At 39.0% G+C, this 23,814-nt stretch carries 24 protein-coding genes and 1 pseudogene; 17 read left to right on the forward strand and 8 right to left on the reverse strand.

Annotated elements, in window-relative coordinates:
* Positions 1-229 precede the first annotated feature (229 nt).
* The 7 genes from G7061_RS01435 (at position 230) to G7061_RS01465 (ending at position 8,217) form a co-directional block, all read left to right on the forward strand.
* The gene (locus G7061_RS01435; RefSeq protein ID WP_159639748.1) at positions 230-946 is read left to right on the forward strand and encodes a CAP domain-containing protein; all 717 of its coding nucleotides are present in this window, start codon (positions 230-232) and stop codon (positions 944-946) included.
* A 277-nt stretch (positions 947-1,223) separates the two neighbouring features.
* On the forward strand, positions 1,224-3,380 hold the full coding sequence (locus G7061_RS01440) for an ABC transporter ATP-binding protein (RefSeq protein WP_166118161.1): 2,157 nt from the start codon (positions 1,224-1,226) through the stop codon (positions 3,378-3,380).
* Complete coding sequence (locus G7061_RS01445) at positions 3,367-5,169, forward strand: ABC transporter ATP-binding protein (protein WP_159647391.1); 1,803 nt, start codon at positions 3,367-3,369, stop codon at positions 5,167-5,169. Before G7061_RS01440 ends, G7061_RS01445 begins: the two co-directional genes overlap by 14 nt.
* A 103-nt stretch (positions 5,170-5,272) precedes the next feature.
* Positions 5,273-5,956 carry a YjjG family noncanonical pyrimidine nucleotidase gene (locus G7061_RS01450; protein ID WP_166082664.1) on the forward strand — a complete coding sequence of 228 codons (684 nt, stop codon included), beginning with the start codon at positions 5,273-5,275 and terminating at the stop codon, positions 5,954-5,956.
* An 8-nt stretch (positions 5,957-5,964) separates the two neighbouring features.
* Positions 5,965-6,171, forward strand: a complete 207-nt coding sequence (locus G7061_RS01455; RefSeq protein ID WP_159634482.1) for a hypothetical protein — start codon at positions 5,965-5,967, stop codon at positions 6,169-6,171.
* A gap of 31 nt (positions 6,172-6,202) precedes the next feature.
* A complete protein-coding gene (locus G7061_RS01460; protein ID WP_166118164.1) occupies positions 6,203-7,876 on the forward strand; it encodes an AAA family ATPase in 1,674 nt (557 codons plus the stop codon).
* A gap of 110 nt (positions 7,877-7,986) precedes the next feature.
* Positions 7,987-8,217 (forward strand): hypothetical protein, encoded by a 231-nt coding sequence (locus tag G7061_RS01465; RefSeq protein ID WP_159639743.1) that lies wholly within the window; start codon positions 7,987-7,989, stop codon positions 8,215-8,217.
* A 121-nt stretch (positions 8,218-8,338) separates the two neighbouring features.
* On the opposite strand, the gene G7061_RS01470 is transcribed toward G7061_RS01465, so the two are convergent.
* Positions 8,339-8,578 (reverse strand): NifU family protein, encoded by a 240-nt coding sequence (locus G7061_RS01470; protein ID WP_159634473.1) that lies wholly within the window; start codon positions 8,576-8,578, stop codon positions 8,339-8,341.
* Between the two features lie 5 nt (positions 8,579-8,583).
* Positions 8,584-9,042, reverse strand: a complete 459-nt coding sequence (locus G7061_RS01475) for a divergent PAP2 family protein (protein WP_159634470.1) — start codon at positions 9,040-9,042, stop codon at positions 8,584-8,586.
* Between the two features lie 75 nt (positions 9,043-9,117).
* Between G7061_RS01475 and G7061_RS10860 the strand changes: the two are divergent.
* Together G7061_RS10860 and G7061_RS01480 are read left to right on the forward strand one after the other, a co-directional pair.
* A pseudogene (locus G7061_RS10860) lies at positions 9,118-9,288 on the forward strand (S1 RNA-binding domain-containing protein); the annotation flags it as partial.
* Between the two features lie 192 nt (positions 9,289-9,480).
* Positions 9,481-10,752 carry a glucose-6-phosphate isomerase gene (locus tag G7061_RS01480; RefSeq protein ID WP_236261685.1) on the forward strand — a complete coding sequence of 424 codons (1,272 nt, stop codon included), beginning with the start codon at positions 9,481-9,483 and terminating at the stop codon, positions 10,750-10,752.
* Between the two features lie 379 nt (positions 10,753-11,131).
* Here the strand turns inward: G7061_RS01480 and msrA are convergent, their stop codons facing one another.
* Positions 11,132-11,656, reverse strand: coding sequence for a peptide-methionine (S)-S-oxide reductase MsrA (gene msrA, locus G7061_RS01485; protein WP_328597886.1), 525 nt, complete (start codon positions 11,654-11,656; stop codon positions 11,132-11,134).
* A 273-nt stretch (positions 11,657-11,929) separates the two neighbouring features.
* Between msrA and G7061_RS01490 the strand changes: the two genes are divergently transcribed.
* Entirely contained in the window at positions 11,930-12,667 is a 738-nt protein-coding gene (locus G7061_RS01490; protein ID WP_159639740.1) for a tyrosine-protein phosphatase, read from the forward strand.
* A 50-nt stretch (positions 12,668-12,717) separates the two neighbouring features.
* On the opposite strand, the gene nrdG is transcribed toward G7061_RS01490, so the two are convergent.
* Together nrdG and G7061_RS01500 are read right to left on the reverse strand one after the other, a co-directional pair.
* A complete protein-coding gene (nrdG, locus tag G7061_RS01495) occupies positions 12,718-13,263 on the reverse strand; it encodes an anaerobic ribonucleoside-triphosphate reductase activating protein (RefSeq protein WP_159634458.1) in 546 nt (181 codons plus the stop codon).
* Positions 13,260-15,587, reverse strand: a complete 2,328-nt coding sequence (locus G7061_RS01500) for an anaerobic ribonucleoside triphosphate reductase (RefSeq protein ID WP_159639739.1) — start codon at positions 15,585-15,587, stop codon at positions 13,260-13,262. The genes nrdG and G7061_RS01500 overlap by 4 nt, the downstream gene beginning before the upstream one ends.
* A gap of 165 nt (positions 15,588-15,752) precedes the next feature.
* On the opposite strand from G7061_RS01500, the gene G7061_RS01505 reads away from it, so the two are divergent.
* The gene (locus G7061_RS01505; RefSeq protein ID WP_236261678.1) at positions 15,753-15,959 is read left to right on the forward strand and encodes a helix-turn-helix transcriptional regulator; all 207 of its coding nucleotides are present in this window, start codon (positions 15,753-15,755) and stop codon (positions 15,957-15,959) included.
* Here the strand turns inward: G7061_RS01505 and G7061_RS01510 are convergent.
* A complete protein-coding gene (locus tag G7061_RS01510) occupies positions 15,936-17,096 on the reverse strand; it encodes a MalY/PatB family protein (RefSeq protein WP_166118167.1) in 1,161 nt (386 codons plus the stop codon). The genes G7061_RS01505 and G7061_RS01510 overlap by 24 nt on opposite strands.
* Positions 17,097-17,203: 107 nt before the next feature.
* Between G7061_RS01510 and G7061_RS01515 the strand changes: the two genes are divergently transcribed.
* On the forward strand, positions 17,204-17,590 hold the full coding sequence (locus tag G7061_RS01515) for a VOC family protein (protein ID WP_159646995.1): 387 nt from the start codon (positions 17,204-17,206) through the stop codon (positions 17,588-17,590).
* Between the two features lie 11 nt (positions 17,591-17,601).
* Here G7061_RS01515 and G7061_RS01520 read toward each other — a convergent pair whose 3' ends face one another.
* Together G7061_RS01520 and G7061_RS01525 are read right to left on the reverse strand one after the other, a co-directional pair.
* Entirely contained in the window at positions 17,602-17,898 is a 297-nt protein-coding gene (locus tag G7061_RS01520) for a hypothetical protein (protein ID WP_166118170.1), read from the reverse strand.
* Entirely contained in the window at positions 17,895-18,281 is a 387-nt protein-coding gene (locus G7061_RS01525) for a MerR family transcriptional regulator (protein WP_159639735.1), read from the reverse strand. Before G7061_RS01525 ends, G7061_RS01520 begins: the two co-directional genes overlap by 4 nt.
* Before the next feature lie 172 nt (positions 18,282-18,453).
* Here G7061_RS01525 and secG point away from each other — a divergent pair, with 172 nt between their 5' ends.
* The 5 genes from secG to G7061_RS10815 all read left to right on the forward strand — a co-directional run bounded on the left by secG (position 18,454) and on the right by G7061_RS10815 (position 23,798).
* Positions 18,454-18,678 carry a preprotein translocase subunit SecG gene (gene secG / locus G7061_RS01530; RefSeq protein WP_159634440.1) on the forward strand — a complete coding sequence of 75 codons (225 nt, stop codon included), beginning with the start codon at positions 18,454-18,456 and terminating at the stop codon, positions 18,676-18,678.
* Positions 18,679-18,718: 40 nt separating this feature from the next.
* Positions 18,719-20,833, forward strand: a complete 2,115-nt coding sequence (rnr, locus tag G7061_RS01535; protein WP_159646999.1) for a ribonuclease R — start codon at positions 18,719-18,721, stop codon at positions 20,831-20,833.
* Positions 20,796-21,242 (forward strand): SsrA-binding protein SmpB, encoded by a 447-nt coding sequence (gene smpB, locus G7061_RS01540; protein WP_166118173.1) that lies wholly within the window; start codon positions 20,796-20,798, stop codon positions 21,240-21,242. The genes rnr and smpB overlap by 38 nt, the downstream gene beginning before the upstream one ends.
* Before the next feature lie 83 nt (positions 21,243-21,325).
* A complete protein-coding gene (locus tag G7061_RS01545; protein ID WP_159634431.1) occupies positions 21,326-21,880 on the forward strand; it encodes a LemA family protein in 555 nt (184 codons plus the stop codon).
* A 43-nt stretch (positions 21,881-21,923) separates the two neighbouring features.
* Positions 21,924-23,798: a DUF2207 domain-containing protein gene (locus G7061_RS10815; protein ID WP_205700102.1), complete on the forward strand. Its 1,875-nt coding sequence runs from the start codon at positions 21,924-21,926 to the stop codon at positions 23,796-23,798.
* Positions 23,799-23,814: the final 16 nt, after the last annotated feature.

The following is a 23,814-nucleotide window of genomic DNA, read 5'->3' on the forward strand; positions in this document are numbered from 1 at the left end:
TCTAAATCTTAATTCCTCAATCACAAGAAAAACACACACCAATTGAAAAATAGTTACCAAATAACCACTAAATACAGCATGTTAGTCAATATACAACGAACATGATTTAATAATTGTGCGATAAACCTTATAATGTGTCAGACACAATGGTATTATAATCCTATGTTCATGATAGGATGCCGTGTTGTATAAAACAACCCTTAGTAATTTTTTTTGAAGGGGTGATTATGTGGAGAAAATACTACTGCTACTTATAGTAGTTTTACTTATCACGGGTTGTGCCTCAAATCAGCAACTGGGCATGGTGATGACTGGTGACACAGTGACCAGTTATTCCAAAGTAATTGATGAGCGAATTGAACCTATCTACTATGAAACAATTGAAAGACCTTCAGGATTATTGTTTGTTGGTGATTCGCGAATTGTTGAATCGGGAGCGGATGGGTATTATCGTTATGAAATCATTCAGTTAGAACATAATGGCGACATAACGACATATGAAAATCTTGCAGAGACAGTTCCTGCAACTGCAGAAATTATAGAAGTTGGGGTTAAAACCTTGGAGAGTGTGACACAAGGTGTTTATGATGATGCTCTTGCAAGTGCATTATTCGAATCAATTAATCAATCCCGACGTGATGTTTATTTAACAGAGCTTTCGTGGTCGGATGAATTATCGCAAGCTGCTAAAACAAGGGCTAAGGAGCTTCTTATTACATTTGATCATAAACGTCCGGATGGACGCTTATGGGATACCGTGAGTAGCCATGTCTATGCTGAAAATATAGCATACGGACAAAAGACCTCTGAAGAAGCACAAGCTGGCTTCATGCAATCTGAATCACATCGTGACAATATTCTCTATGGAGATTTTGGGACGGTTGGAACTGCCGTAATTCGAGATGTTCGAGGCATGCATTACTACGTACAACTGTTTGGTTATTAGTAATGCCCTTGAACCGAAATAAAATACCGCGCTGTGTGGGGACCAGTGCGGTATTTTATTTATGACGTATCTTTCTAGAAATCAAATGTGTTACAGCTAAGGCTCTAAATTTACGAAAGTTGTTATCCTGTGATAACAACTTTTTCTATGGGAACGTGAAGATTTGTTAAAATCGAACCATTAAAATTGTCATGGCCGATAATTTGTAATATAATAGTAACTGAACATGGTTCATTTTATGAAATTTATGTGAAGATTATGAGAGAGAGGTACATGAATGAAACGTATTCTTAAGAATATGAAACCATTCATACTACTAGTTCTGGTAGCGATATCGCTCTTGTTTGTTCAGGCGTGGGCCGACCTAAAACTTCCGAATTATATGTCGGATATCGTAAACGTCGGAATCCAACAGTCGGGGATCGAACATGCAAGTCCAGAAGTAATGAGTAAGAATGGCTACGATCTAATCGCTGCTGTACTTCCAGAAACACAATCAAATGCATTTAAAAATGCATATACAGTATCTGGTAATGAAGCAGTCATCAACGATGATGTAGATCGCAAAGAAATCGATGTGTTAGTGGGAGAATCCATTTGGACATTGATGAACTACGAAATTCCCGGAACCGAACCGATGAACGGTCAAATGTCCGAAGATTTCAATATCACAGATCTTTACCCTGCAATTCCACTCTTTGAGTCCTTAGACAATTCAATCAAAGAAACGGCATTTGCAAAGGCTGAAGAAACTCAAGATTCTTTAAAAGCACAAACAGGCGTCATGGTCGCAAAAATGCTTTATGAAGAACAAGGAACGGATATATCAACGTTACAACGTGACTATATCTTTAAGACCGGATTACAAATGTTAGGAATAACATTTGTTGGGGTTATTGCTGCTGTGTTAGTCGGACTATCCGCAACACGTACAGGGGCAGGATTCTCCCGTAATCTACGTCGTGAAGTCTTTGAAAAAATCCAAGGCTTCTCAAGTGCAGAATTTAATAAATTCTCACAATCATCAATGGTTGTTCGATCAGCCAATGATGTTACACAAGTACAAATGATGATCATGATGTCTATTCGAATTTTCTTCTATGCGCCAATTATGGCTATAGGTGGGATTGTCATGATTCAAAATAAAGCCGATTCCATGACGTGGTTAATTGGTGCAGCATGCGCCGCTCTCTTCGTTGTTCTTCTCTTTATTTATTTTGTTGCAATGCCGAAATTTAAAATACGACAATCGCTCGTAGACCGTTTAAACTTAGTTTTCCGAGAAAACTTAAGTGGTGTCATGGTTATGCGTGCATTTGGAAATACAGACTTTGAAAACAAACGATTTGAAAAAGCAAACGTTGATGTTGCAGACCTTACATTATTTGTGAACCGTGTCATGTCGATTATGATGCCAATCATGATGTTAATAATGAACATGACAGTTGTGGGAATCATTTGGTTTGGTGCAGGTGAAGTTTCAAATGGAATCATCCAAATCGGAGATATGATGGCCTTCATGCAATATGCAATGCAAATTATTATGGCTTTCCTTATGATCTCGATGATGTTTATTTTTATTCCGCGTGCGATGGTATCATTAAACCGTATTAACGAAATTCTTGAAACGGAAAACTCAATTGAGGATCCGCAAACAAGCCTTCCGTTTGATGATACAAAACGAGGTGTTGTTGAGTTTGACAATGTTTCGTTTAAATATGACGGAGCAGATGAATATGTCCTCAAAGACATTAGTTTCACTGCACGACCAGGACAAACAACGGCCTTTATTGGGTCTACAGGGTCTGGGAAATCAACCTTAATCAACCTGATTCCACGCTTCTATGACGCAAGTGAAGGTGTTGTGCGTGTTGATGGTGTCGATGTGCGTGATATCGATCAGAAGACGCTTCGCGAAGACATCGGTTATATTCCTCAAAAAGGAATTTTACTGTCTGGAACGGTTGAAGAAAACTTGAAATACGGAAATCAAGGGGCAAGTGATGAACAAGTCCTCAAAGCATTAGAAATTGCGCAAGGAAACTTTATTCTTGATAAAGAAGAAGGACTCCAATATCGTATTGCACAAGGTGGAACAAACGTTTCTGGTGGACAACGCCAGCGACTCAGTATTGCACGTGCTTTAGTACGTGATGCGTCAATCTATATCTTTGATGATAGTTTCTCTGCTTTAGACTTTAAAACAGATCAACTTTTACGAAAAGCAATTCACGAAAATTATGAAGATGCAACACTGATGATTGTTGCACAACGTGTTAATACAATTATCGATGCGGATCAAATCATTGTATTGGACGAAGGTAAAATGGTAGGAATTGGAACTCACCAAGAACTCCTCAAATCCAGCGCCACATACTATGAAATTGCTGCGTCACAATTATCAGAGGAGGAATTGAATTATGGCAAAAAATAACAGTTCAGCTCCATCTGGAAAAGCAAAAGATATGAAGCAAACAATTCGCAAATTAGCAGGGTTGATTAAACCTCATATGGTGAAATTCATCTTTGTTCTGATTGCAGCACTCATCTCAACGGTTTTAGCAATCATTGGACCGAAGATTTTAGGACAAGCGACAACCGTTCTTTTTGAAGGATTGGTCTCTCGTGTCCAAGGACTTGGTGGTGTAGACTTTGAGAAGATTGGACAAATCCTTATCTTCCTCTCAGCTATTTACGGTTTTAGTTTCCTGTTTAGTTATATTCAAGGATTTGTGATGGCACGAATTTCTCGTGATATTACATTCAAATTGCGTAAAGATATGCAGGTTAAAATTGACCGCCTACCCCTTAGCTATTTTGACAAAACAACAGTTGGAGATACACTCTCAATTGTAACGAACGATATTGATGTTATTGATACAAACTTGACCAATAGTATTACACAGATTCTCACATCGGTAACGACCATTGTTGGGGTCTTATATATGATGATCACAATTAACTGGCAAATGACGCTTGCGGCATTGCTCGTTATGCCGGTATCATTTGGAATCATGGTCTTTATCTTTAGCCGATCACAAAAATTCTTCCAAGCGCAACAAGACAACTTGGGAGAGTTGAACAGTCATATTGAGGAAATGTACGGAAGCCAAATTGTTGTTAAAGCTTATAATGCGGAAGACATTTCATTAGCAAAACATGATGAAATCAATAACCGTCTTTACGACTCAACATGGAAAAGTAATTTCTTCTCAGGCTTAGCACAACCAATGATGAACTTTATTGGGAATGCTGGTTATGTTGTAATTAGTATTCTTGGAGGTTGGTACGCAACGCAAGGAATGATTAGTGTTGGGGATATTCAATCCTTTATCCAATATATGCGTAACTTCTTAAATCCGATTGCACAATTAGGAAGTATTTCCGCACAATTCCAACAATCAATCGCGGCTGCAGAGCGCGTGTTCGAATTCTTAGAAGAGGACGAAGAACCAGCAGAAACACCCGTTGACTACGATTTGGAAACACTGCAAAGTTCTGTTATGTTTGAGAATGTAAACTTTGGATACCTTCCAGGACAGACAATTATCAATGACTTTAGTACCTACGTTAAACCAGGCCAAAAAGTCGCGATTGTTGGTCCAACAGGTGCTGGTAAAACAACCATTGTTAAACTGTTAATGCGTTTCTACGATGTTACTTCTGGATCAATTATGATTGACGGTATTGATATCCGAAACTTCAAACGTGAAGATTTACGTTCGACCATTGGTATGGTTCTTCAAGATACATGGTTATACAGTGGATCTATTAAAGAAAATATTCGCTACGGTAATCTCGCTGCAACGGATGAAGAAGTTTATACCGCTGCTCAAGAAGCACAGGTCGACCACTTTGTTCGAACCTTAGCTGATGGTTATGATACAGTTCTTAATGAAGAAACATCCAACGTTTCCCAAGGGCAAAAACAATTATTAACAATCGCTCGTGCAATTCTTGCCGATCCGAAAATAATGATACTTGATGAAGCCACAAGTTCTGTTGATACACGTACCGAAGTTCTGATCCAACAAGCATTGGATAAATTGATGGAAGGACGTACGAGCTTTATTATTGCACACCGTCTCTCGACAATTCGTAACGCAGATATGATTCTTGTTATGGACAAAGGAGATATTATTGAAGTGGGAAATCATGAAGAACTCATCGCCAAAGATGGTTTCTATGCAACCCTCTACAATAGCCAATTTTCTGAAGACTAATCCTAAAGTCCGTGAGCTTAGCTCATGGACTTTTTTTCAAGTAAGCGATACAAAACGTTTAGAATGTTGTATTATTAGAAGTATGAAATAAGCGGGGTTTAAGATGAAGTATAAAACTATATTACTAGATATCGATAATACATTACTCGATTTCACAGCATCACAAGACATTGCTTTTGGTAAGTTACTTAACGATGTGGGCATTCCTTACAGCGATGCTCTCAAAGAAAAATATCTAGCCATAAATCATCAATTATGGCACGACCATGAAGCGGGCCAGATTCCGAAAGAAACAATCATGGAACAGCGATTTGCGCGCTCATTTGAAGATTATGAAGTCAGCATGAGCGGATATGAAATGGATGATAAATTTCGACAACATGTAGAAAATCATCCCATTCTAATGCCCAATGCAAAGGAATTGCTTGCAAAAATTACAGATAAGTATACACTAGCAATAGTGACTAACGGTATAAGTCGAACACAACACAAACGCTTGCATAACGTTGGTATTCATGATATTTTTGATGCCATTGTTATTTCGAGTGATGTTGGTGCAACAAAACCAAGTCCTGTTTTCTTCGATTATACATTCAAACAATTACCGCAGGCGGATAAAACAACAACATTGATTATCGGTGATTCATTGAGTGCAGATATTCAAGGGGGTAATCTTGCGGGAATAACGACCGTATGGTACAATCCAAAACAAATCGAAAACACCAGTAACATTATTCCGGATTATGAAATTGCGGACTTAATGGAACTACTCAGTATTGTGGAATAGGAGGATCTATGGCACAGAAGAGTAAAGATAAATCGACATATACAAGTATTGTAGGATTAGGAATACTTGTTACCTTAATGTGGATTTCAGATCGCATCTTATATCCTTTTGGCGGATGGCCAATGCTACGTATTATTAATTATGTATTAATGATTGCGGCAGTCGTGCTTATCATCCAAAAGTTTATAAAACTAACGAAACAAGCCAATAAATAGTGCTTGTTTCTTTTTCTATGAGGAGGAAACTATGGGCGTTATAATCGTAGCAGTTAGTGTTGTAGTAAGTGTGTTAGTTATTATCTTTTTGATTGCTAAATTTCAAAGAGAACAAACAATCCAAATGATTAAACAACAGTACGGAGAGAAACCGGAGTTTGATTCGCGGTTTTTTGAAATGGCTAATGCACGGTATCTTTTTGATCGTTTTACACCCGTACAGGCAATTGATGAGACAACGTTCCAAGATTTGGATATGGAGGCATTGTTTCACCGCATGAATGTAACACAGTCTTCATTAGGAGAAAGCATGCTCTATTATCGGTTACGGGATATGCGCGAGCATAATCGCGATGATTTCGAATTAAAGGTCACAGCAATGGAAGATGAGGCAACACGACTCAAAGTGCTATTACCACTCAACCGCATTGGAAAACCGCGTGAGAAAATGATGCAAGCATACTTTGATGGTTATGAGCCCATTGATCATAACTTTAATATAATACTTATATTAGCCAGAGCCTTCGCAATTGGATCAATTCTCATGCTTTTTATCGATGTCACGGCAGGAATATTAGGGGTTACCTTTTCATTCATTGCCATGTTTGCACTTAATGAAAAAGTTACCGATCAAATAAAAGCCAACATAACCAGTGCAGCCTATTTTACCGATGTTATCAAGTGTGGCCACAAAATTACAAAGTTTGAACATGAATCTTTTGAAGAAGAAATGGAGCGTTTGCGATTATCGTTAAAACCTTTTAATGGTGTATCCGCGATGCTAAGCTTTGCGATGCCGACCAACCAAAGTGATATAATGGGTGTCAGTTTCTTTACAACGATACTATCAACTTATTTTTTGATAACACCCTTAGCCTACAGTCGCGTCATCAAGATTTATAATTCGAATCAAGACGCCATGCGTGAAGCTATAGAAATAATGGGAATGCTTGAAGTCTATGTCGCGACAGCTTCATATCGTGAATCATTGCAAAGTTATTCACTTCCAATCATATCGGATCGTTCTGCACCAAAATTTAAAAACATTGTCCATCCGTTGATTGAAGAAGCAGCGATTGCGAATACGGCTGAAATGGATCAAAGATGCCTGATAACGGGGTCGAATGCGAGTGGTAAATCGACCTTTGTCCGTGCATTGGCATTGAATACAATTTTAGGACAAAACTTCAATACATGTACTGCAGATTCGTTTGAATTGCGACATGCTCAAGTCATTACATCGATGGCTATGCGGGATAACATTGAATCGGGAGATAGCTACTTTGTGACCGAGACAAAATCAATAAAACGAATATTAGATGCTGTAAAACATGAAGCATTCACACTTGTGTTTATTGATGAAATTTTAAAAGGAACCAATACAATCGAGCGGATTGCAGCATCAGCATCAGTGCTATCGGCTCTTGCTCATGAATCATGTTTTGTGGCTGCAGCGACACACGATATTGAACTTACGGAAATGCTGGGGACCATCTATACGAATTATCATTTCCGCGAAACGATCACCAACTACGGTATCGAATTTGATTATCAACTTCGCCAAGGCCCGTCGAACACAACCAATGCAATTCGATTACTTGAGCACTATGGATATGATCCGGAATTGGTTGCTGTAGCAGACGAACTGGCGTCACAGTTTAGAACAACACGGTCATGGTCACCTATTAATGACAACGATAAGTAAACTTATCGTTTTTCTTTGTACCAGATAAACATAAAAATTGACCACCTAAACCAAGAAACCTGTAGGAAGCTTCATGGGTTGCTATACTTGAACTAATGTGGGGTATATCTATGAAGAAAAAACAGTCCAGTCTCGTTCTAAGTATTATTGTCGCAACAATCGCATGCTATATGGGATTTAAAGTAATCCTCTTTTTGATTATCAAAAACATGGATGATGCGGCCGCACAACATCTTGATTTCATGAGTTTTATGACGGTTGATATTGTCGTGACTTTTATCGTTATTTTGGTGATTGCGATTATCGCATGGTTGGTTAAAAATACCCATACAAAAACATAAAGATGATGCAGCACTAAAAAGCATCCGCTACTCGTACACTTGTGCTAAGACAAGATACAAATAGAAGATGCTTTTTTTACTGTTTCTACTAGATTTGTGTCAATCCCAAATCGTATTGCGATTATAAATCGTAATCCTCGGCAATAACACCTGTGACTTCTTCAATTTCATCCATGAGCAGTGCTTCAACACCGCCACGTAGTGTGTAGTCAATTAAGCCACACCCAATGCAAGCTCCAAGAAGTCGTACCGTTACAACGCCTTTGTCACTGACACTTACGAATTCCATGTCACCGCCATCACGTTGAATATATGGTCTGATTTTATCTAACGATTGAATTATACGTTCTTCTAATGTCATGTTAATCACCCCTGAAAGAAATACAGAACAGATGCTGTGATTAATCCCAATAGGAAACCACCAATTACCTCAACCCATTTATGTCCTAAAACATCTTTAATTTTTTCACGATACACAGGATTTTCCAATGTAGTTTGTGTCAAAATTTCGATATCTTGGATAAGTTGTTTGGTCATCTTAATGTTTTGACCAGCATAATAGCGAACATTCGCAGCATCATAAATAACAGTTAATGAAAATACCAGCGAAATAAAGAAATACTGTGATTGGAACCCTGAGAGATACCCATACGACATCGTAAGACCAACAACCAAGGATGTATGTGAACTTGGGAAACCACCACTTTCGAAGATTGAACTTAAGTCTTTCTCCCCGGTTCTTAAATAGTAAAACAATGGCTTCAAGAGCTGTGCGAGCACATTCGCCAAGATTGCTGAAATGATTGGATAAAAATTTGAACTCATAGGATCCACCTCTGACTTTTATTATATCATACAAAAAAGGATGTGTTATAATATATAGGATATTGAGGTATGAAAATGAAACATAAGTATACAAATGGACAGATAGTTGAAGGTGTCATAACCGGAATCCAACCGTACGGTGCTTTTGTTGTCTTAGATGAAGAGACCACAGGTCTTATCCATATCTCAGAAGTTTCGGATGATTTTGTACGTGATATTCGTCAATATGTAACACAAGGGGAACATATTATTGCGAAGATTATTGATGTGAGTGAAGGACCCAGTCAATTGCGCTTATCATTGAAAGCATTGAACTATTCTTCGCGAAAAGATCGCACCGATAAAGACAATAAACGACCTTTAGTACCGGACGCTGAGTTGGGTTTTGAAACGCTTGAGACAATAATGCCTCGATGGTTGAAGCAAAAGGAGAAAGATATGGTTAAAGTAGATTTAAGCCACGCACTATTAGAAGGTAATGTGTTAGATTATCAAGAAGACGTGAATCGTATTCATGAAATGTTACATGCAGGTACTGGAAAAGGAAGCGACTATACAGGATGGTTAGACTGGGCAAACCGTTATGATAAAGATGAGTTTGCACGTATCAAAACTGCTGCTAAACGCATACAAGAACAAGCTGATGTTCTTTTAGTATGTGGTATTGGTGGATCATACTTAGGCGCTCGTGCAGCGATTGAAATGCTGCAAGGACCTTATGCACAATCAGACTTAGAAATAATTTATGTGGGAAATACATTCTCATCAACTGCAATAGTTCGTATTTTGAACTATATTAAAGGCAAACGTGTTGCAGTGAATGTCATCTCCAAATCTGGAACAACAACAGAGACAGCACTCGCATTCCGTATGATTCGTCAGCACATGGAAGCAGTCTATGGCGAAGAAGAAGCAGCACAACGCATCTATGCTACAACCGATGCAAAGAATGGTCTTTTAAAACCACTTGCCGACACCAAAGGGTATGAAACATTTGTGATTCCTGATGATATTGGCGGTCGCTTCTCAGTTATTACACCAGTAGGACTTTTACCAATTGCGGCTGCAGGGATTGATATTGATGCGTTAATGCAAGGTGTCAAAGACGCTACATTTGAATTTAATACGCCTGACCTTACAGCAAACCCTGCATACACTTATGCAGTAGCACGCCGTATGCTAGAAAAACAAGGGAAGGTTACAGAGATGTTTGTGAGTTATGAAACTCACATGCTTTTTGTTGCTGAATGGTGGAAACAACTCTTTGGCGAATCTGAAGGAAAAGAAGGCAAGGGTATATTACCAGCAAGCGTGAACTTTTCAACAGACTTGCATTCAATGGGACAACACATCCAAGACGGAACAAAAAATATATTTGAAACGGTCGTACTCATCGATAATCCAATCGAAGATATGTTAGTACCTGAAGAATTAAATGATCTTGACCAAATGAACTATCTCGCAGGCAAGAGCCTACACTGGATAAATCAAAAAGCATTTGAAGGAACGCTTGAGGCTCATGAAGTTACAGGTGGAGTTCCTAACATCTTGATCTCAATTGAGAAAGCCGATGCCTATACATTTGGATATATGGTCTATTTCTTCTTTACGGCACTTGCAATGTCAGTTTACATGTTGGATGTGAATCCATTTGATCAACCAGGCGTTGAAGTTTACAAAAAGAACATGTTCCGTTTACTCGGAAAATAAGTCAAAATAAAAACCCTCTATTATCAATAGAGGGTTTCTTTTTATGTCATGACATAAAAAAAGGAGTTCGACTCCTTGCTTTTATAGTTAGTCTATCAATAAAGATTGATATGAAGAAGATAGACTAAGCGGAAGTTCAATTGGAGATTGATTCTATTATGCATGTAATGGCACTTACATGGATATTATTATAAGACTTCCGAAAGTTATTGTTCTAACGCCTACCAAAACATTAGATACGATTTAACTTACATGATTATTATACACAATATTTGAGAGAAAACATAACAAATGACTATGGTTTGATAATAATTTATTAAAAATGGTCTAAAATAATAAAAAAAGCAACGTTTCAACGTTACTTTGTGAAAAATATACCTTACTTTATATAATTATCTTTCAACTCATCGGCATTTGCGACACTAAAGTCAACATGGCAATACCCACCAGGGTTTACATTTAGATAAAGTTGATGCTCATCTTCCGCGATTGTAAAGTTTTCGAGAGCCTGAACTTCAACTGCAAGTGGACCATCAATTGATGATGCAAGCGTCGCAATTGTCGCCTCTATAATGTTTCGGTCGTTATCATCAGTATAGTAAATACCAGTACGATATTGAGTACCAATGTCATTGCCTTGGCGGTTTATGGATGTTGGGTCGATAATTCGGAAGAGGTGGTCAATAATTGCATTTAATGGAAGAATAGTGGGATCATAAACAAGTTCGACCGTTTCTGTATGTCCAGTTGTACCTGAACACACGTCGCGATATGATACACCATCACGGATACCATTGGCGTATCCAACTTTGGTATTCACTGTACCTTTGAGGCGTCTAAAATATTCTTCCACACCCCAGAAGCAACCACCAGCTAAATAAATTTTTTGTGTTGTATTGGACATCATGTATCCTCCTTTTCAAAGATTGTAGCACAAAGGCAACCCTTGCATAGACATTTCGCTCATAAAAAAAGAGGTCGCAATGACCTCAATGAGGGCTCAGTGGTCTAGGCTGGCCGTTCTCAAATACCAGTGATGGAGATCCTAGGTACTTGCCGAGCATGCGCTCTTGGTATTATACTATCCTTTAAGTATCTAGTTTTCGTCAATGATTCGTTAAATTTAGGTTAATTTGGATAAATTATGATACAATTTGAAACAACTTGGAGGTTTTCTATGAAAAGTGAATTAATCAATTTTAGAGATTTTGGTGGGTATCCGACACAGGATGGCCGTTTTATTAAAGAAGCAATCTTTTTCCGTTGTGGGTCGTATCGTGATCTCACTGAGGAAGATCGTGACTATATCCGTTCGTTAAATATACAAAACTTATGTGACTACCGAGAAGTGAGCGAACTTGATCGCGACGAACTTCGCGAAACGTTTGCTAAGAAAGTTTATACTATTTCAGCATCAGAACATCTTGGCGGTTTTGAAGATGATAAGAACCTTCCCTACACAGCATTGTCATCGGAAGATATGGAAGTCTTCTATACTAAATTAGTATTTGATAATCCGGCATACATCAATGTCTTCAAAATACTTCAAGAAGACAATTCAGTTCCTTATCTTCATAACTGTACAGCAGGTAAAGATCGGACAGGTGTTGGTACGGCACTCATTCAGTTAGCGCTTGGAATGAGTGAAGAAGATGTCCTCTTTGATTTCTTGAAATCAATTCAAGCCTTTGATGCGATTGTGGAGAACGAAGTCCGTCGCTTGAAATATGGTCGTAGCATTGAAACTTTATATCACAAAATGCCAGGCTTAATTGTGAAACCTTCGTACTTAAATGCAGCACTTGATACTATCAAAGCAAAGCATGGAACTTATGATGCATACTTCGAAGCAGAGTATGGATTAACAGCAGAAAAAATCGCGGTACTTCGTGAACGTTTCACAGAAACACGTTAAAAGACATCTTCGGATGTCTTTTCTTATATAAAAACACTCCCGAAGGAGTGTTAAATAAAGATATCATGGTCGCGGTCTGATTCATCCTCAACGGGATCAACAAAGACTGTTGAGACAACAACTTTTCCAGCTGCAAGAGATTGTGGGACATCGATAATTCGTTGATTTGACGAACCACGAAAGAGTGCAGCCATGCTTTTCTTACGAATCATAAACCGTCCATCAATTAGAATATCCAAACAGCCTAGGAATTTTTGAACATAAGGATCTTGATGTCGCATAAGGGCTTCATATTTAAAACCTGTGTAGGACCAAAGGTTGTACCCTTCTTCTTTGAGTCTTTTTGCAATTAGATACAATGCCTCTGCTTGAATAAAGGGTTCACCGCCGGAAAATGTAACTTTACCAAGATTAGCATCTAAAACTTGAGTAATCACATCTTCAACTGCGATAAGTTCACCACCATCATACGGTATCGATTTTTGATTGTGGCAACCAGGGCAATTGTGAGGACATCCTTGTGTGAAAATTACAGAACGGATGCCTTCCCCATCAACAATTGAATCTGAAATGAAGGATGAAAGTCTTATGTTCATAGACTATGTTTTACACGTTCACTTTCTTCTGAACGTTTCGCATCATTAAAACGGTCCAGTGTTCCGACGAGGTATCCGGTGATACGACGGATGCGTTCGAAACCGTAATCTCCCTCAGATTCGTGACGGCCACAGCTTGGGCATTCGTCATTAATAATTCCAGTATAACCGCATGCTGGATCACGATCTACCGGGTGGTTAATCGCACCATAACCGATTTCAGAATCGTGCATCATACGTACAACTTCCTCAAATGCTTCAAGGTTTTGTGTCGTATCGCCATCGAGTTCCACATAACTGATGTGACCGCCGTTTGTGAGTGCGTGATACGGTGCTTCGATTGCGAGTTTGTCTTTGATTGAAATGTCATAATAAACGGGTACATGGAATGAATTGGTGTAGAAGGAGCGATCTGTTACATCCTCGATACTTCCAAAAATCGAACGATCAATACTTACGAAACGTCCGGATAAACCTTCAGCAGGCGTTGCAATTAATGAGAAGTTGAGGTGTGTTTCTTCGGTAAAGGCATCGGCACGATCACGCATATGTTGAATGATTTCTAATCCAAGACGCTGTGCTTCTGCGCTTTCTCCGTGATGTTGCCCAATTAATGCTTTCAAGCATTCAGCAAGTCCGATGAATCCAAACGCGAGCGATCCATGTTTCAATACTTTATGTAAGTTATCTTTTGGTTTTAGTGATTTTGAGTTTTTCCAAACGCCTTGTCCTAATAAGAACTTAAAGTTTGCGACTGATTTTCCACATTGAATACGGTAACGTTCAAGAAGTTGATACTTTGTAAGATCAATGAGGTGATCCAATTCTTCATAGAAGCCTTCAATGTCTGGAGTTTCATGCGTAAGAATTCCGTGTTTGATTCCTAAGCGAACAAGGTTAATGGAGGTAAAACTCAGGTTACCACGACCAATTACTTCTTCGTTTTCGGGGTCATTGATATCACTCATGACACGGGTACGACATCCCATATACGTAATCTCTGTTTCATAGCGGCCTTCTTTATAATATTGTTTATTGAAGGGACTGTCGATGAATGAGAAGTTAGGGAATAGACGCTTAGCGGAAACTTTAATAGCAAGTTTGAAAAGATCATAGTTAATATCTTCTGGGAAGTAGTTAACACCTTCTTTTACTTTGAAAATGGCAATTGGGAAAATTGGTGTTTCGCCTTTTCCAAGACCTTTGTCGAGTGCTTTAAGATAATTCTCGACAACCATCCGACCTTCAGGAGTAATATCTGTACCAAAGTTTATTGAACTAAATGGTACTTGTGCACCTGCACGTGAATGCATGGTATTTAAATTGTGGATAAATGCTTCCATGGCTTGGAAGGTAATACGGTCTGTAACACGTAGCGCTTTATCATACGCTTTATCAATAATTTGAAGAGACTTTTCGTCATCTTTAACGAATTTACTGAAATCTTTGGTGTCAATTGTGAGTGAATCTAATTTGTCGATATGTTTAATGATGCCTTTAATGTCGGCAGCTTCAAGTAAATCGGCAATTTCAAGGAAGTCATAAACACGTTGTTTGAGTTGCTTCTTGAAAGTGAGAAGGACGCCAGGCGCCATGTAATGATCAAAGGCAGGGATACTTTGTCCACCATGTTGATCATTTTGGTTTGATTGAATCGCAATAGCTGCAAGTGCGGTATACGACATAATGTCTCGTGGCGAACGGAGATGACCGTGTCCTGTTGAGAATCCATTTTCGAAAAGTTGTTCGAGGTTGATTTGGTTACAGGTAGTTGTTCCCATTGGAAGGAAGTCCATATCATGAATATGAATTTGACCAGAGTCATGGGCTTCATAAAAATCTTCATCCATTTGATAGGCTTTCGCAAATTCTTTAGAAATGGTCGAGCCAAATTGGAGCATCATGCCCATTGGACTGTTTCCATCAACGTTGGCATTTTCACGTTTATCGTCATTATCAATGGCTTCTTTTTGGTTCAATTTTTCAATCGCTTTGAGAAATTTGTGTTGTTTTGAAATAAAAATCTTACGGGATTCGTTACGACGGTTTCGATAGGACGCAAAGGACTCGTAAACATCCGTAAAGTTTTGACGCAACAATTCACGCTCAATTAAATCCTGAATGTGTTCAATCGAGATATACTCTTCACGTTTGGATAGTTCTTCGATTTGTGTCAATACAGCATTATAGACGTGGTTAACATCATCGCCGCTATACTTGTCAGACTCTAATGAGTCAAAGCCTTTTTTGATTGCAACTGCAATCTTTTCACCATTAAATTTGGCCTTTTGGTTGTCACGTTTTAAGATAATTATGTTAGTCATGTAGTGCGACCCTCCCTAATGTATCTATCATAAATAATTAAAAATAAAAAGGCTATCAAATCTCGGGTGTAAATCGTTAGTACATCATTTCACAAACTTTAAAGTTAAATATTTAACGATAAAAATTAAACTTGTGCTATACTTTGTTAAAGAGGAGGGGTTTTTATGATTATTGTTAGGTTAGATCGGGTCATGGCAGATCGTAAAATGACACTGCGGGAACTCTCAGAGCGAACCCAAATTTCTGAGGTCAATCTTTCGAAATTAAAAAATTCAAAGGTGAAGGCAATTCGCTTCACGACTTTGAATTCGATTTGTACAGAATTGAAATGTCAGCCTCGTGACATCTTAGAGTTTGTTTACGATATCTAAGACACGGTCACATGCTTCGACGATGTATCGTTGTGGGCCTGCAAGGTTCATTCGTAGGAATCCTGCACCGTTGGCACCAAATGCCTCACCATCGCTTGCAAAGAAATACGCTTCAGACTCTAGTCGTTGTAATAACGTAGGGTCTTTTTTTATGACTTCTCGGAAATCCATCCAAATAAGATATGTTGCCTCAAGGGGAGAAACAATAATATCAGTTGCGGCAAAACGATCGGAAACAATTGCGGCATTTGCTTCAATTTCCTGAAGGGCTTGATCTAACCAAGGTTGTCCCTTTCGATATGCAACTTCAGCAGCTTGAATCGCAAGCGCATTTGCTCCTATGGTTCCGTAGCGCTCGCCATGATTGACGAATTGGTGACGAAGTCGTTCATCTTTAATAATAATATTAGAAATTTTTAATCCTGCGAGATTAAAAGTCTTGCTGACCGATGTACAGATGATAGCCTGTGGGTCAAGAGTCCCATAACTCACATGTTGGTGTCCAGAGAGTGTTAAGTCGGCATGAATCTCATCAGAAATTACTGGGACATTATATTCTAGGCTAAGCGCGTGGATGCGCTCAAGCTCATTGCGTGTCCAAACACGGCCAATTGGATTATGAGGATGACACATAATCATGACAGTATTTGCAGGGTCTTTAAACTTCGCTTCAAGATCATCAAAATCAATACTGTAGATACCGTTGTGATTGATAAGGTCCGATGTCGCTGGAATGCGATGAACTGCTTCCAACATTTTGAAAAAAGAATGGTAGACAGGTGTCAATAAAATAACCCCATCACCTTCAGTTGTCATAACCTCTAAAGCCATTTTAATCGCAGTAATGACACCTGGTGTTGTGATAATGTCATCACATTGAATATCGAGGTGATAGTGATTGTGCATCCATTGGCAGACAGCCTTAGTATACGTTTCAGATGCTTTCGTATATCCTAATATATCTTCAGCCAGGTAAGTCTGTAGGGTTTGCGTAATGATGGGGTCTGTTTGCCATTCCATTTCAGCAACCGTAAAGGGCATGATGTCCATTGCTTCAGTTTCTGGAAAAGCTTCTAACATTGCGTCCCACTTGTAACTACGCCCAAAGCGCTTAATAGCATTATGATTAAAGTTCATTGTTATCGATCCTCCATAGTATCTTTATCATAACAAATATTGAGGTAAAATCGGAAGGAATTCGCATATCATGCTATACTCAAAAGGTAAGGTTTAAGGAGGTGCCGATGATTCACCATCTCGAAATTTATGTAAATGATTTGCAGCGAACCCGGTTGTTTTATGATCAGTTGTTCAAACTGCTAGATTATGAGTTGTATCAAACGTGGGACAAAGGATTCAGCTACCGAAAACATGGGACGTATATCGTCTTTGTGCAAGTGGAAAAGCCGTTCGAAAGTGCAGGCTATCATCGCAAACGAATAGGGCTTAACCATCTTGCATTTGGCGTTACTACACCGCAAGATGTCGATCGTATTCGTGATGTTTTATGTAGTATGGGTGTTGTGGAATTGTATCCAGAAGCATACCCACACGCCGGTGGCGCCGACGCATACACATTTTTCTTTGAAGATCCTGACCGCATCAAGCTAGAAATTGTTGCTTGCGAATAACAGGTTCTAATTTAGTGAAAAAGTGGTAGCACTGCCACGACACAGAGCATCATCCGAATTCCATGGTGAACCCAGTGAATGTGTCCTTGTTTGTACCCGTTATAGATAGCACTATCGATTATAAGTACGAGCCCACCCAGCAACAGCCACCATTCTGTAGTATTGTTGCGAATTCCTTGAATTGAACCAAGAATAATTAGTATCGAACCGAGAAGCATGGTCCATGGACCAATATGGTTCAGACGTACGTTCGTAATTGCGGAAATACCGTGAAGTACAGCAATGATTAGAATTGGGATGTATTTCATAATGAAAAAGTCTCCTGAGTCGCCATGTGGTCTAATTTTCCAAGTATTTTATTGATGCGTTGTTCCGCAATTTCGATATGTTGTTTTTGGATGCGTAAGGCAGATTGTTTCGCCTCGAAAAAATCCTTATATATAGCAAGGTTTTCATGGTTTACACGGGTGCCGTCGAGCAAATCCTCACTCGCCTGGAAGACAAAACGGATATCTCGAATCGAAAATCCCAGGCTTCGAAGTAATTGTATGTGTTCGACAAGCACGATTTGATCATCATCAAAGTTCCAATAATGATGCATCTGTGTATAGCTTAAAAGATTTTCTTTGGTGTAGAAACGGAGTGTGTCTACACGAACGCCAGTTCGTTTTGATAATTCGCCAATTTTCATAAGGGTCACCTCTGTCTTGATTTTATGATATAGAGTGCACTCCATGTCAAGCTGATAACACCAAAGTCTTTCTATAAATGAAAGTCTCGCAACAACAAACATTGTGTTTTACCTGATACTTTGATAAAATGTTGAGTGAATATAAACAGAAAAATAGAAAAGGTGCGATATTATGGAAAGAATATTATTACTTATTGTATCCGCGGTTATTATTATTTTATCTCTATTACAAAGTGGAAAAACAGAAGGATTCACAGGGGCATTCTCAGGAAGCAAAGGGTTAGATTTATTTTCAAACTCTAAAGAGCGTGGCGCAGAGAAAGTTCTCTCAAACGCAACATTTGTTTCAGGTGCATTATTTATTGTACTTGTGATCGTTACACTTTTAAATCAGTAAGAGGATAAGAAACCGCGATAAGCGGTTTTTATTTCGTTAGATGACACATTACGATAAAATACGCGAAGGCTTAATTAAAGTAAAAGAACCGAGAACATTGGAAGTCTTAATAGAGAGCTTCAAAACAATGTTCAATTTAAGCGAAAAAGAGATTAATAAAGAATTAGAAGCAATGATAGAAGCACAAGAAATTGTGTTGGATGAGGGCATCGTCTTTGTCATTGATAATATCCATTATGCGATTGGAACGTTTAAAGCGGTCCGTGATACATTTGGATTCGTAGAAAATGAGGCAGTTTCGATTTATGTCGGAAGTGCTGATTTTAAAGATGCATTGGATTCCGATACAGTGCTTGTTGAGATTAAGAGTGCTGAAAAACAATATGGAATTATTCGAAAGACCCTCCAACGCAATAGAACTGTCCTTCTAGGTACAATGAAACAAAAAGGGAAACGTATTTTCTTTGTTCCCTATGATAATAAGATTTCAAAACTGGTGGATTATGATGCGAATGGACATAACCTTGAGGCTGATCAACGGGTTATTGGGGATATCACATCAATTGATGATCGCATTCATGTAAAGATTACGTCAGTGTTGGGTCAAGCAGATGAGCCCGGAATGGATGTGCGTTCGGTCCTCTTTGTGTATGGTATTGATGTACCTTTTGATGATGAAGTCATTGAAGCGGCAAAAGCTGTACCAGAAAGTATTGATCAAAACGAAACGAAGGGCCGTATGGACCATCGTGATCAGTTCGTCATCACGATCGATGGTGAAGATGCCAAGGACTTAGATGATGCAATCTATATGGAAACACTTGCGAATGGTTATCGCTTGTATGTACATATTGCCGATGTTGCACATTATGTGCCTGAAGGAAGTGCTATTGCGACAAGTGCCTATAACCGCAGTTCATCCGTTTATATGGTGGATCGTGTTGTGCCAATGTTACCAAAAGTACTGTCAAATGGAATCTGTTCCCTCCATCCCAATGTTGATCGTCTAACCATGACAACCCAAATTGATATTGGGTTTAACGGAGAAATTCTTGACTATAATATTTATGAATCTGTCATTCATTCCAAACGACGTATGAGTTATCAAGAAGTTAACTCAGGTCAAGATTTGGGAAGTGTGCAGCCAATGATAGATTTAATGATGGAATGCGCACGCCGTCTTAAATACAAACGCGAACAAGCAGGGTCTATTGGTTTTGATTCAGATGAAAGTAAGTTTGTGATTGACAATGATGGGCGAGTCTTAGATATATACCGTCGTCAAACAGGCGAAGCCGAGGAAATGATTGAAATGTTTATGGTTACAGCTAATGAAGTTGTAGCGCAACAAGCCCGTTATGCCTTCATTCCTATTTTATACCGTGTCCACGAACACCCATCAAAAGAAAAGATGCAGGATTTGTCCCACACACTGCGTATCTTAGGATATGTCATGAAAGGGAATCTGGAAGAAATTCATCCCAAGACACTTCAAAAAGCCCTTGAGTATTTTGAAGGAAAACCTGAGATGCCAGTTGTCTCGAAGCTAATGTTACGTTCGATGAGTAAAGCGAAGTATAGTGAGGAACCGTTAGGTCATTTTGGACTAGCATTGGAAGACTATACACACTTTACATCACCAATCCGTCGTTACCCGGATTTACTCTTGCACCAACGTTTGAAAAAGTATCTCGTACATCAAGATCGTCGTCACGAAGCGAAAGACGAACAATTCACAATCGAAGCGGGGAAACATGCATCATCCAAAGAACGATCCATTCTTGAAGCTGAACGTCAAGTTGAGAAAATTAAGAAGGCACAATTTATGGAAGATAAAGTTGGTGAAGTCTATATGGGTTACATCAGCGGTGTTTCAAATTTCGGAATATTCGTCGAACTTCCAAATACAGTTGAAGGATTGGTCCATGTTCGCAATCTTAAAGACGACTTCTATCAATACGATGCAACAGCACAGAAAATGATTGGTGAGCGCACCAAGAAAACCTATGCGATTGGACAGAAAGTCAAAGTTAAACTTATGAACGTCGACATGTTGGAGCATGTTGTGAATTTTGAATTTATTGAACCACGAGTACGAAAGGGGCGTCGAAAACCAAATGAGCGTCGTCGCAAAAAATCGAAAAGCATATCATGATTACTTTATCGAAGATGAATTTGAGGCTGGCATGGTTTTACTTGGAACTGAAATCAAATCCATCCGTGACGGTAAAGTACAATTAAAAGAAGCGTTTATATCCATCAAGGATGGAGAAGCGTGGATTAAGGGCATGCACATTGGTTTGTATGAACAGGGGAATCGTTTTAATCACGAAGAACTTAGAGATCGCAAACTACTCTTGCATAGTCATGAAATTGAAAAATTACAAAAAGGGCAAACCCTACAAGGGTACACCATTGTGCCGTTGAACATTCACCTCAGTAAAGGCCGTGCAAAATTACAAATAGCCTTAGCGAAGGGAAAACATCTCTATGACAAACGTCAAACAGAGAAAGAACGCAGCCAAAAACGAGATATCCAAAAGGCCATGAAAGGTCAGTATTAGAGCCCGCGAAAGCGGCTCTTTTCCTTTAATTGACAATCAAATGCGAACGATGTACTATTAATGTAATACAGGAGGTATCCGATATGATTGGATTATACGTATTAATAGGAATTGTTGTTATTGTGGCATTCTATGCTATTGCGCAATATAATGGATTTGTAAAACTTAGAAATCTTGTGGAAGAAGCATTCTCAACAATGGATGTCTACCTCAAAAAACGTTATGACTTAATTCCTAACTTAGTGGAAACAGTCAAAGGCTATGCAGCACACGAATCAGAAACACTAGAAGGTGTTATTGCAGCTCGTAATGCCGCAGGACATGCGTCAACTCCAGAAGCACGTATGCAAGCAGAAGGTGACCTTAGTCAAGTAATGGGAAGACTCTTCGCATTAACTGAGAGCTACCCAGACTTAAAAGCGAACACAAACTTCATGGATCTACAGGGACAATTGAAGACAATTGAAACAGAAATTGCACAATCACGTAAGTACTACAATGGTACCGTACGTCAATACAATACGAAACGTGAATCATTCCCATCGAATATTATTGCTGGAATGTTTAACTTTACAGCGAAACCACTTTACGAAGTAACAAATGTGGAAGAACGCGAAAACGTTAAAGTTCAGTTTTAAGAAAAAGGGAGATTCTCCCTTTTTTTAACATAAGGAGAATGCTATGAAACATTTTAAACGCATGCTCGTCATGATGGTTGTACTCTTGGGGCTATGGAGTACACCGGTCCATGCAGCTCAAGATCCAAATATTATAGAAGATATGCATGTGGAGATAAACGTTAATGATAATGGTGTTTTAGAAATTGAAGAAACCATTAGAATGAATTTTAAAGAGCCGCGCCAAGGAATCTATATAAACATTCCCCAGGAAATGGAAATGGATTTTGATGGCAATCGTAATACGTATTTTTTCCCCATGAAAAACTTTAAAATGATTAGCGATGATGAATATTCTACCGATGAAAGCCGTGAAGGTGTAGTTATTCGCGTTGGAACAAAAGGTGAGTATATCAGTGGGACTAAAGAATACAAATATTCCTATGAAGTTCATACGCGTGCACTCAAAGATGTAGATCGTCAAATTCTTTACTGGAATATTGTTGGTCGGGGTTGGGATTTCCCAATTGAACATACATCATTTAAAGTGACCATGCCAAAACCATTCGAGCTCGAACCACAATTGTATGCGACAACACGAAACTTACCGGTCGATTATACGGTCGACGGGAATGTAATCACTGGGTCTTATGATAAAACCTTGAATCAGCAAGGTTTGTCAATTTGGTTGGAAGTTCCAAACGGATATTTTACATACCCTGTTTTTGACTATACAATCTATCCAACGATTGCGGCGGTAGTACTAGCACTTCTCGCTATTGCAATCTATTTCAAATTTGGGGTTGAACATCCGGTTGTTGACTCGGTTGAGTTTGGCGCGCCACAAGGATTATCCAGTGGAGAAATAGGCTATATTTATCGTGGTTCAAGTAACAATAAAGATATCATTTCTTTGATTATTTATTGGGCTTCTAAAGGATATCTTATCATTGAAGAATTGGATCCTATTGGGGATAATATTCGTCTTACTAAAATTAGGAAATTAGAATCAGAAAATGAAGAAGAACGTCGCTTGTTTGGTGCATTATTTGCAGGTCGCGAAGAAATCACAACAAATGAGCTAAACGAAACCTTTGGGGCAACTGTAGCACAGGCTGTTGGCAATATCAGTGGGCGCTTCAAACATAACCCTGAGATGAAAGTCTATGAAACTAAATCCAGCTTTATGAAATTCATTGTCGGGTTAAGCGCAGTAATTCTGATGGCCGCAAGCTACGGAACCTTTGCAATTATGGACTCTGGATATTCGATGGATTTCCTTTTAGCAGCTGTCATTAGTGGTGTCCTTATACTGGTACTCACAGCAGGAGGTTTTTATCTCTTAGCATTTGATGGCATTAATGGCAGTCAAAAGAAAGGTGTATCGTTCATCTTTCCACTAGGTGTTATTGTTCTCGCATTGAGTTCCATTAGTATTTTAGGGCTCAGTGCCAAAACTTTAGGGTTTATGATTATTATTTTTGTTAGTTATACAATTACCGTCTATTGTGGTGCAAATACAGGTCGACGTACACCACAAGGAGCACGATGGTATGGCCAAATTAAAGGACTTGAGCGCTTCATTAAAGTTGCTGAAGAAGAGCGTATTAAAGCATTAGCGATGGAATCTCCGGAGATATTCTACGATGTGCTACCTTATGCTTATGTCCTTGGAATAACTGATACGTGGATTAAAAAATTCGAGAAAATCGCAATCCCACAACCGGATTGGTATGTATCGACAAACCCATCGACCTTCACATCACTCTATTTATGGAGTACATTAAGTCGTTCGATGAATACAATTAATAGCGCTATGGTCAGTGTTCCTGCACCGAAAGGATCTTCGGGTGGCGGTAGCTTTGGCGGTGGTGGCTTCGGAAGTGGCGGCGGCTTCGGCGGCGGTGGCTTTGGCGGAAGCGGTGGCGGAAGCTGGTAATTCAAACTCTATCCAT

Source organism: Erysipelothrix sp. HDW6B, assembly GCF_011301115.1.
In the GTDB taxonomy this organism is placed as follows: domain Bacteria; phylum Bacillota_I; class Bacilli_A; order Erysipelotrichales; family Erysipelotrichaceae; genus Erysipelothrix; species Erysipelothrix anatis.

Excerpts from the sequence above, each read along its gene's own strand:
- G7061_RS01440 (WP_166118161.1), top strand. The coding sequence starts at position 1,224 with ATGAAACGTATTCTTAAGAATATGAAACCATTCATACTACTAGTTCTG.
- G7061_RS01445 (WP_159647391.1), top strand. The coding sequence starts at position 3,367 with ATGGCAAAAAATAACAGTTCAGCTCCATCTGGAAAAGCAAAAGATATG.
- G7061_RS01450 (WP_166082664.1), top strand. The coding sequence starts at position 5,273 with ATGAAGTATAAAACTATATTACTAGATATCGATAATACATTACTCGAT.
- G7061_RS01455 (WP_159634482.1), top strand. The coding sequence starts at position 5,965 with ATGGCACAGAAGAGTAAAGATAAATCGACATATACAAGTATTGTAGGA.
- G7061_RS01460 (WP_166118164.1), top strand. The coding sequence starts at position 6,203 with ATGGGCGTTATAATCGTAGCAGTTAGTGTTGTAGTAAGTGTGTTAGTT.
- G7061_RS01465 (WP_159639743.1), top strand. The coding sequence starts at position 7,987 with ATGAAGAAAAAACAGTCCAGTCTCGTTCTAAGTATTATTGTCGCAACA.
- G7061_RS01470 (WP_159634473.1), bottom strand. The coding sequence starts at position 8,578 with ATGACATTAGAAGAACGTATAATTCAATCGTTAGATAAAATCAGACCA.
- G7061_RS01475 (WP_159634470.1), bottom strand. The coding sequence starts at position 9,042 with ATGAGTTCAAATTTTTATCCAATCATTTCAGCAATCTTGGCGAATGTG.
- G7061_RS01480 (WP_236261685.1), top strand. The coding sequence starts at position 9,481 with ATGGTTAAAGTAGATTTAAGCCACGCACTATTAGAAGGTAATGTGTTA.
- msrA (WP_328597886.1), bottom strand. The coding sequence starts at position 11,656 with ATGTCCAATACAACACAAAAAATTTATTTAGCTGGTGGTTGCTTCTGG.
- G7061_RS01490 (WP_159639740.1), top strand. The coding sequence starts at position 11,930 with ATGAAAAGTGAATTAATCAATTTTAGAGATTTTGGTGGGTATCCGACA.
- nrdG (WP_159634458.1), bottom strand. The coding sequence starts at position 13,263 with ATGAACATAAGACTTTCATCCTTCATTTCAGATTCAATTGTTGATGGG.
- G7061_RS01500 (WP_159639739.1), bottom strand. The coding sequence starts at position 15,587 with ATGACTAACATAATTATCTTAAAACGTGACAACCAAAAGGCCAAATTT.
- G7061_RS01505 (WP_236261678.1), top strand. The coding sequence starts at position 15,753 with ATGATTATTGTTAGGTTAGATCGGGTCATGGCAGATCGTAAAATGACA.
- G7061_RS01510 (WP_166118167.1), bottom strand. The coding sequence starts at position 17,096 with ATGAACTTTAATCATAATGCTATTAAGCGCTTTGGGCGTAGTTACAAG.
- G7061_RS01515 (WP_159646995.1), top strand. The coding sequence starts at position 17,204 with ATGATTCACCATCTCGAAATTTATGTAAATGATTTGCAGCGAACCCGG.
- G7061_RS01520 (WP_166118170.1), bottom strand. The coding sequence starts at position 17,898 with ATGAAATACATCCCAATTCTAATCATTGCTGTACTTCACGGTATTTCC.
- G7061_RS01525 (WP_159639735.1), bottom strand. The coding sequence starts at position 18,281 with ATGAAAATTGGCGAATTATCAAAACGAACTGGCGTTCGTGTAGACACA.
- secG (WP_159634440.1), top strand. The coding sequence starts at position 18,454 with ATGGAAAGAATATTATTACTTATTGTATCCGCGGTTATTATTATTTTA.
- rnr (WP_159646999.1), top strand. The coding sequence starts at position 18,719 with ATGACACATTACGATAAAATACGCGAAGGCTTAATTAAAGTAAAAGAA.
- smpB (WP_166118173.1), top strand. The coding sequence starts at position 20,796 with ATGAGCGTCGTCGCAAAAAATCGAAAAGCATATCATGATTACTTTATC.
- G7061_RS01545 (WP_159634431.1), top strand. The coding sequence starts at position 21,326 with ATGATTGGATTATACGTATTAATAGGAATTGTTGTTATTGTGGCATTC.
- G7061_RS10815 (WP_205700102.1), top strand. The coding sequence starts at position 21,924 with ATGAAACATTTTAAACGCATGCTCGTCATGATGGTTGTACTCTTGGGG.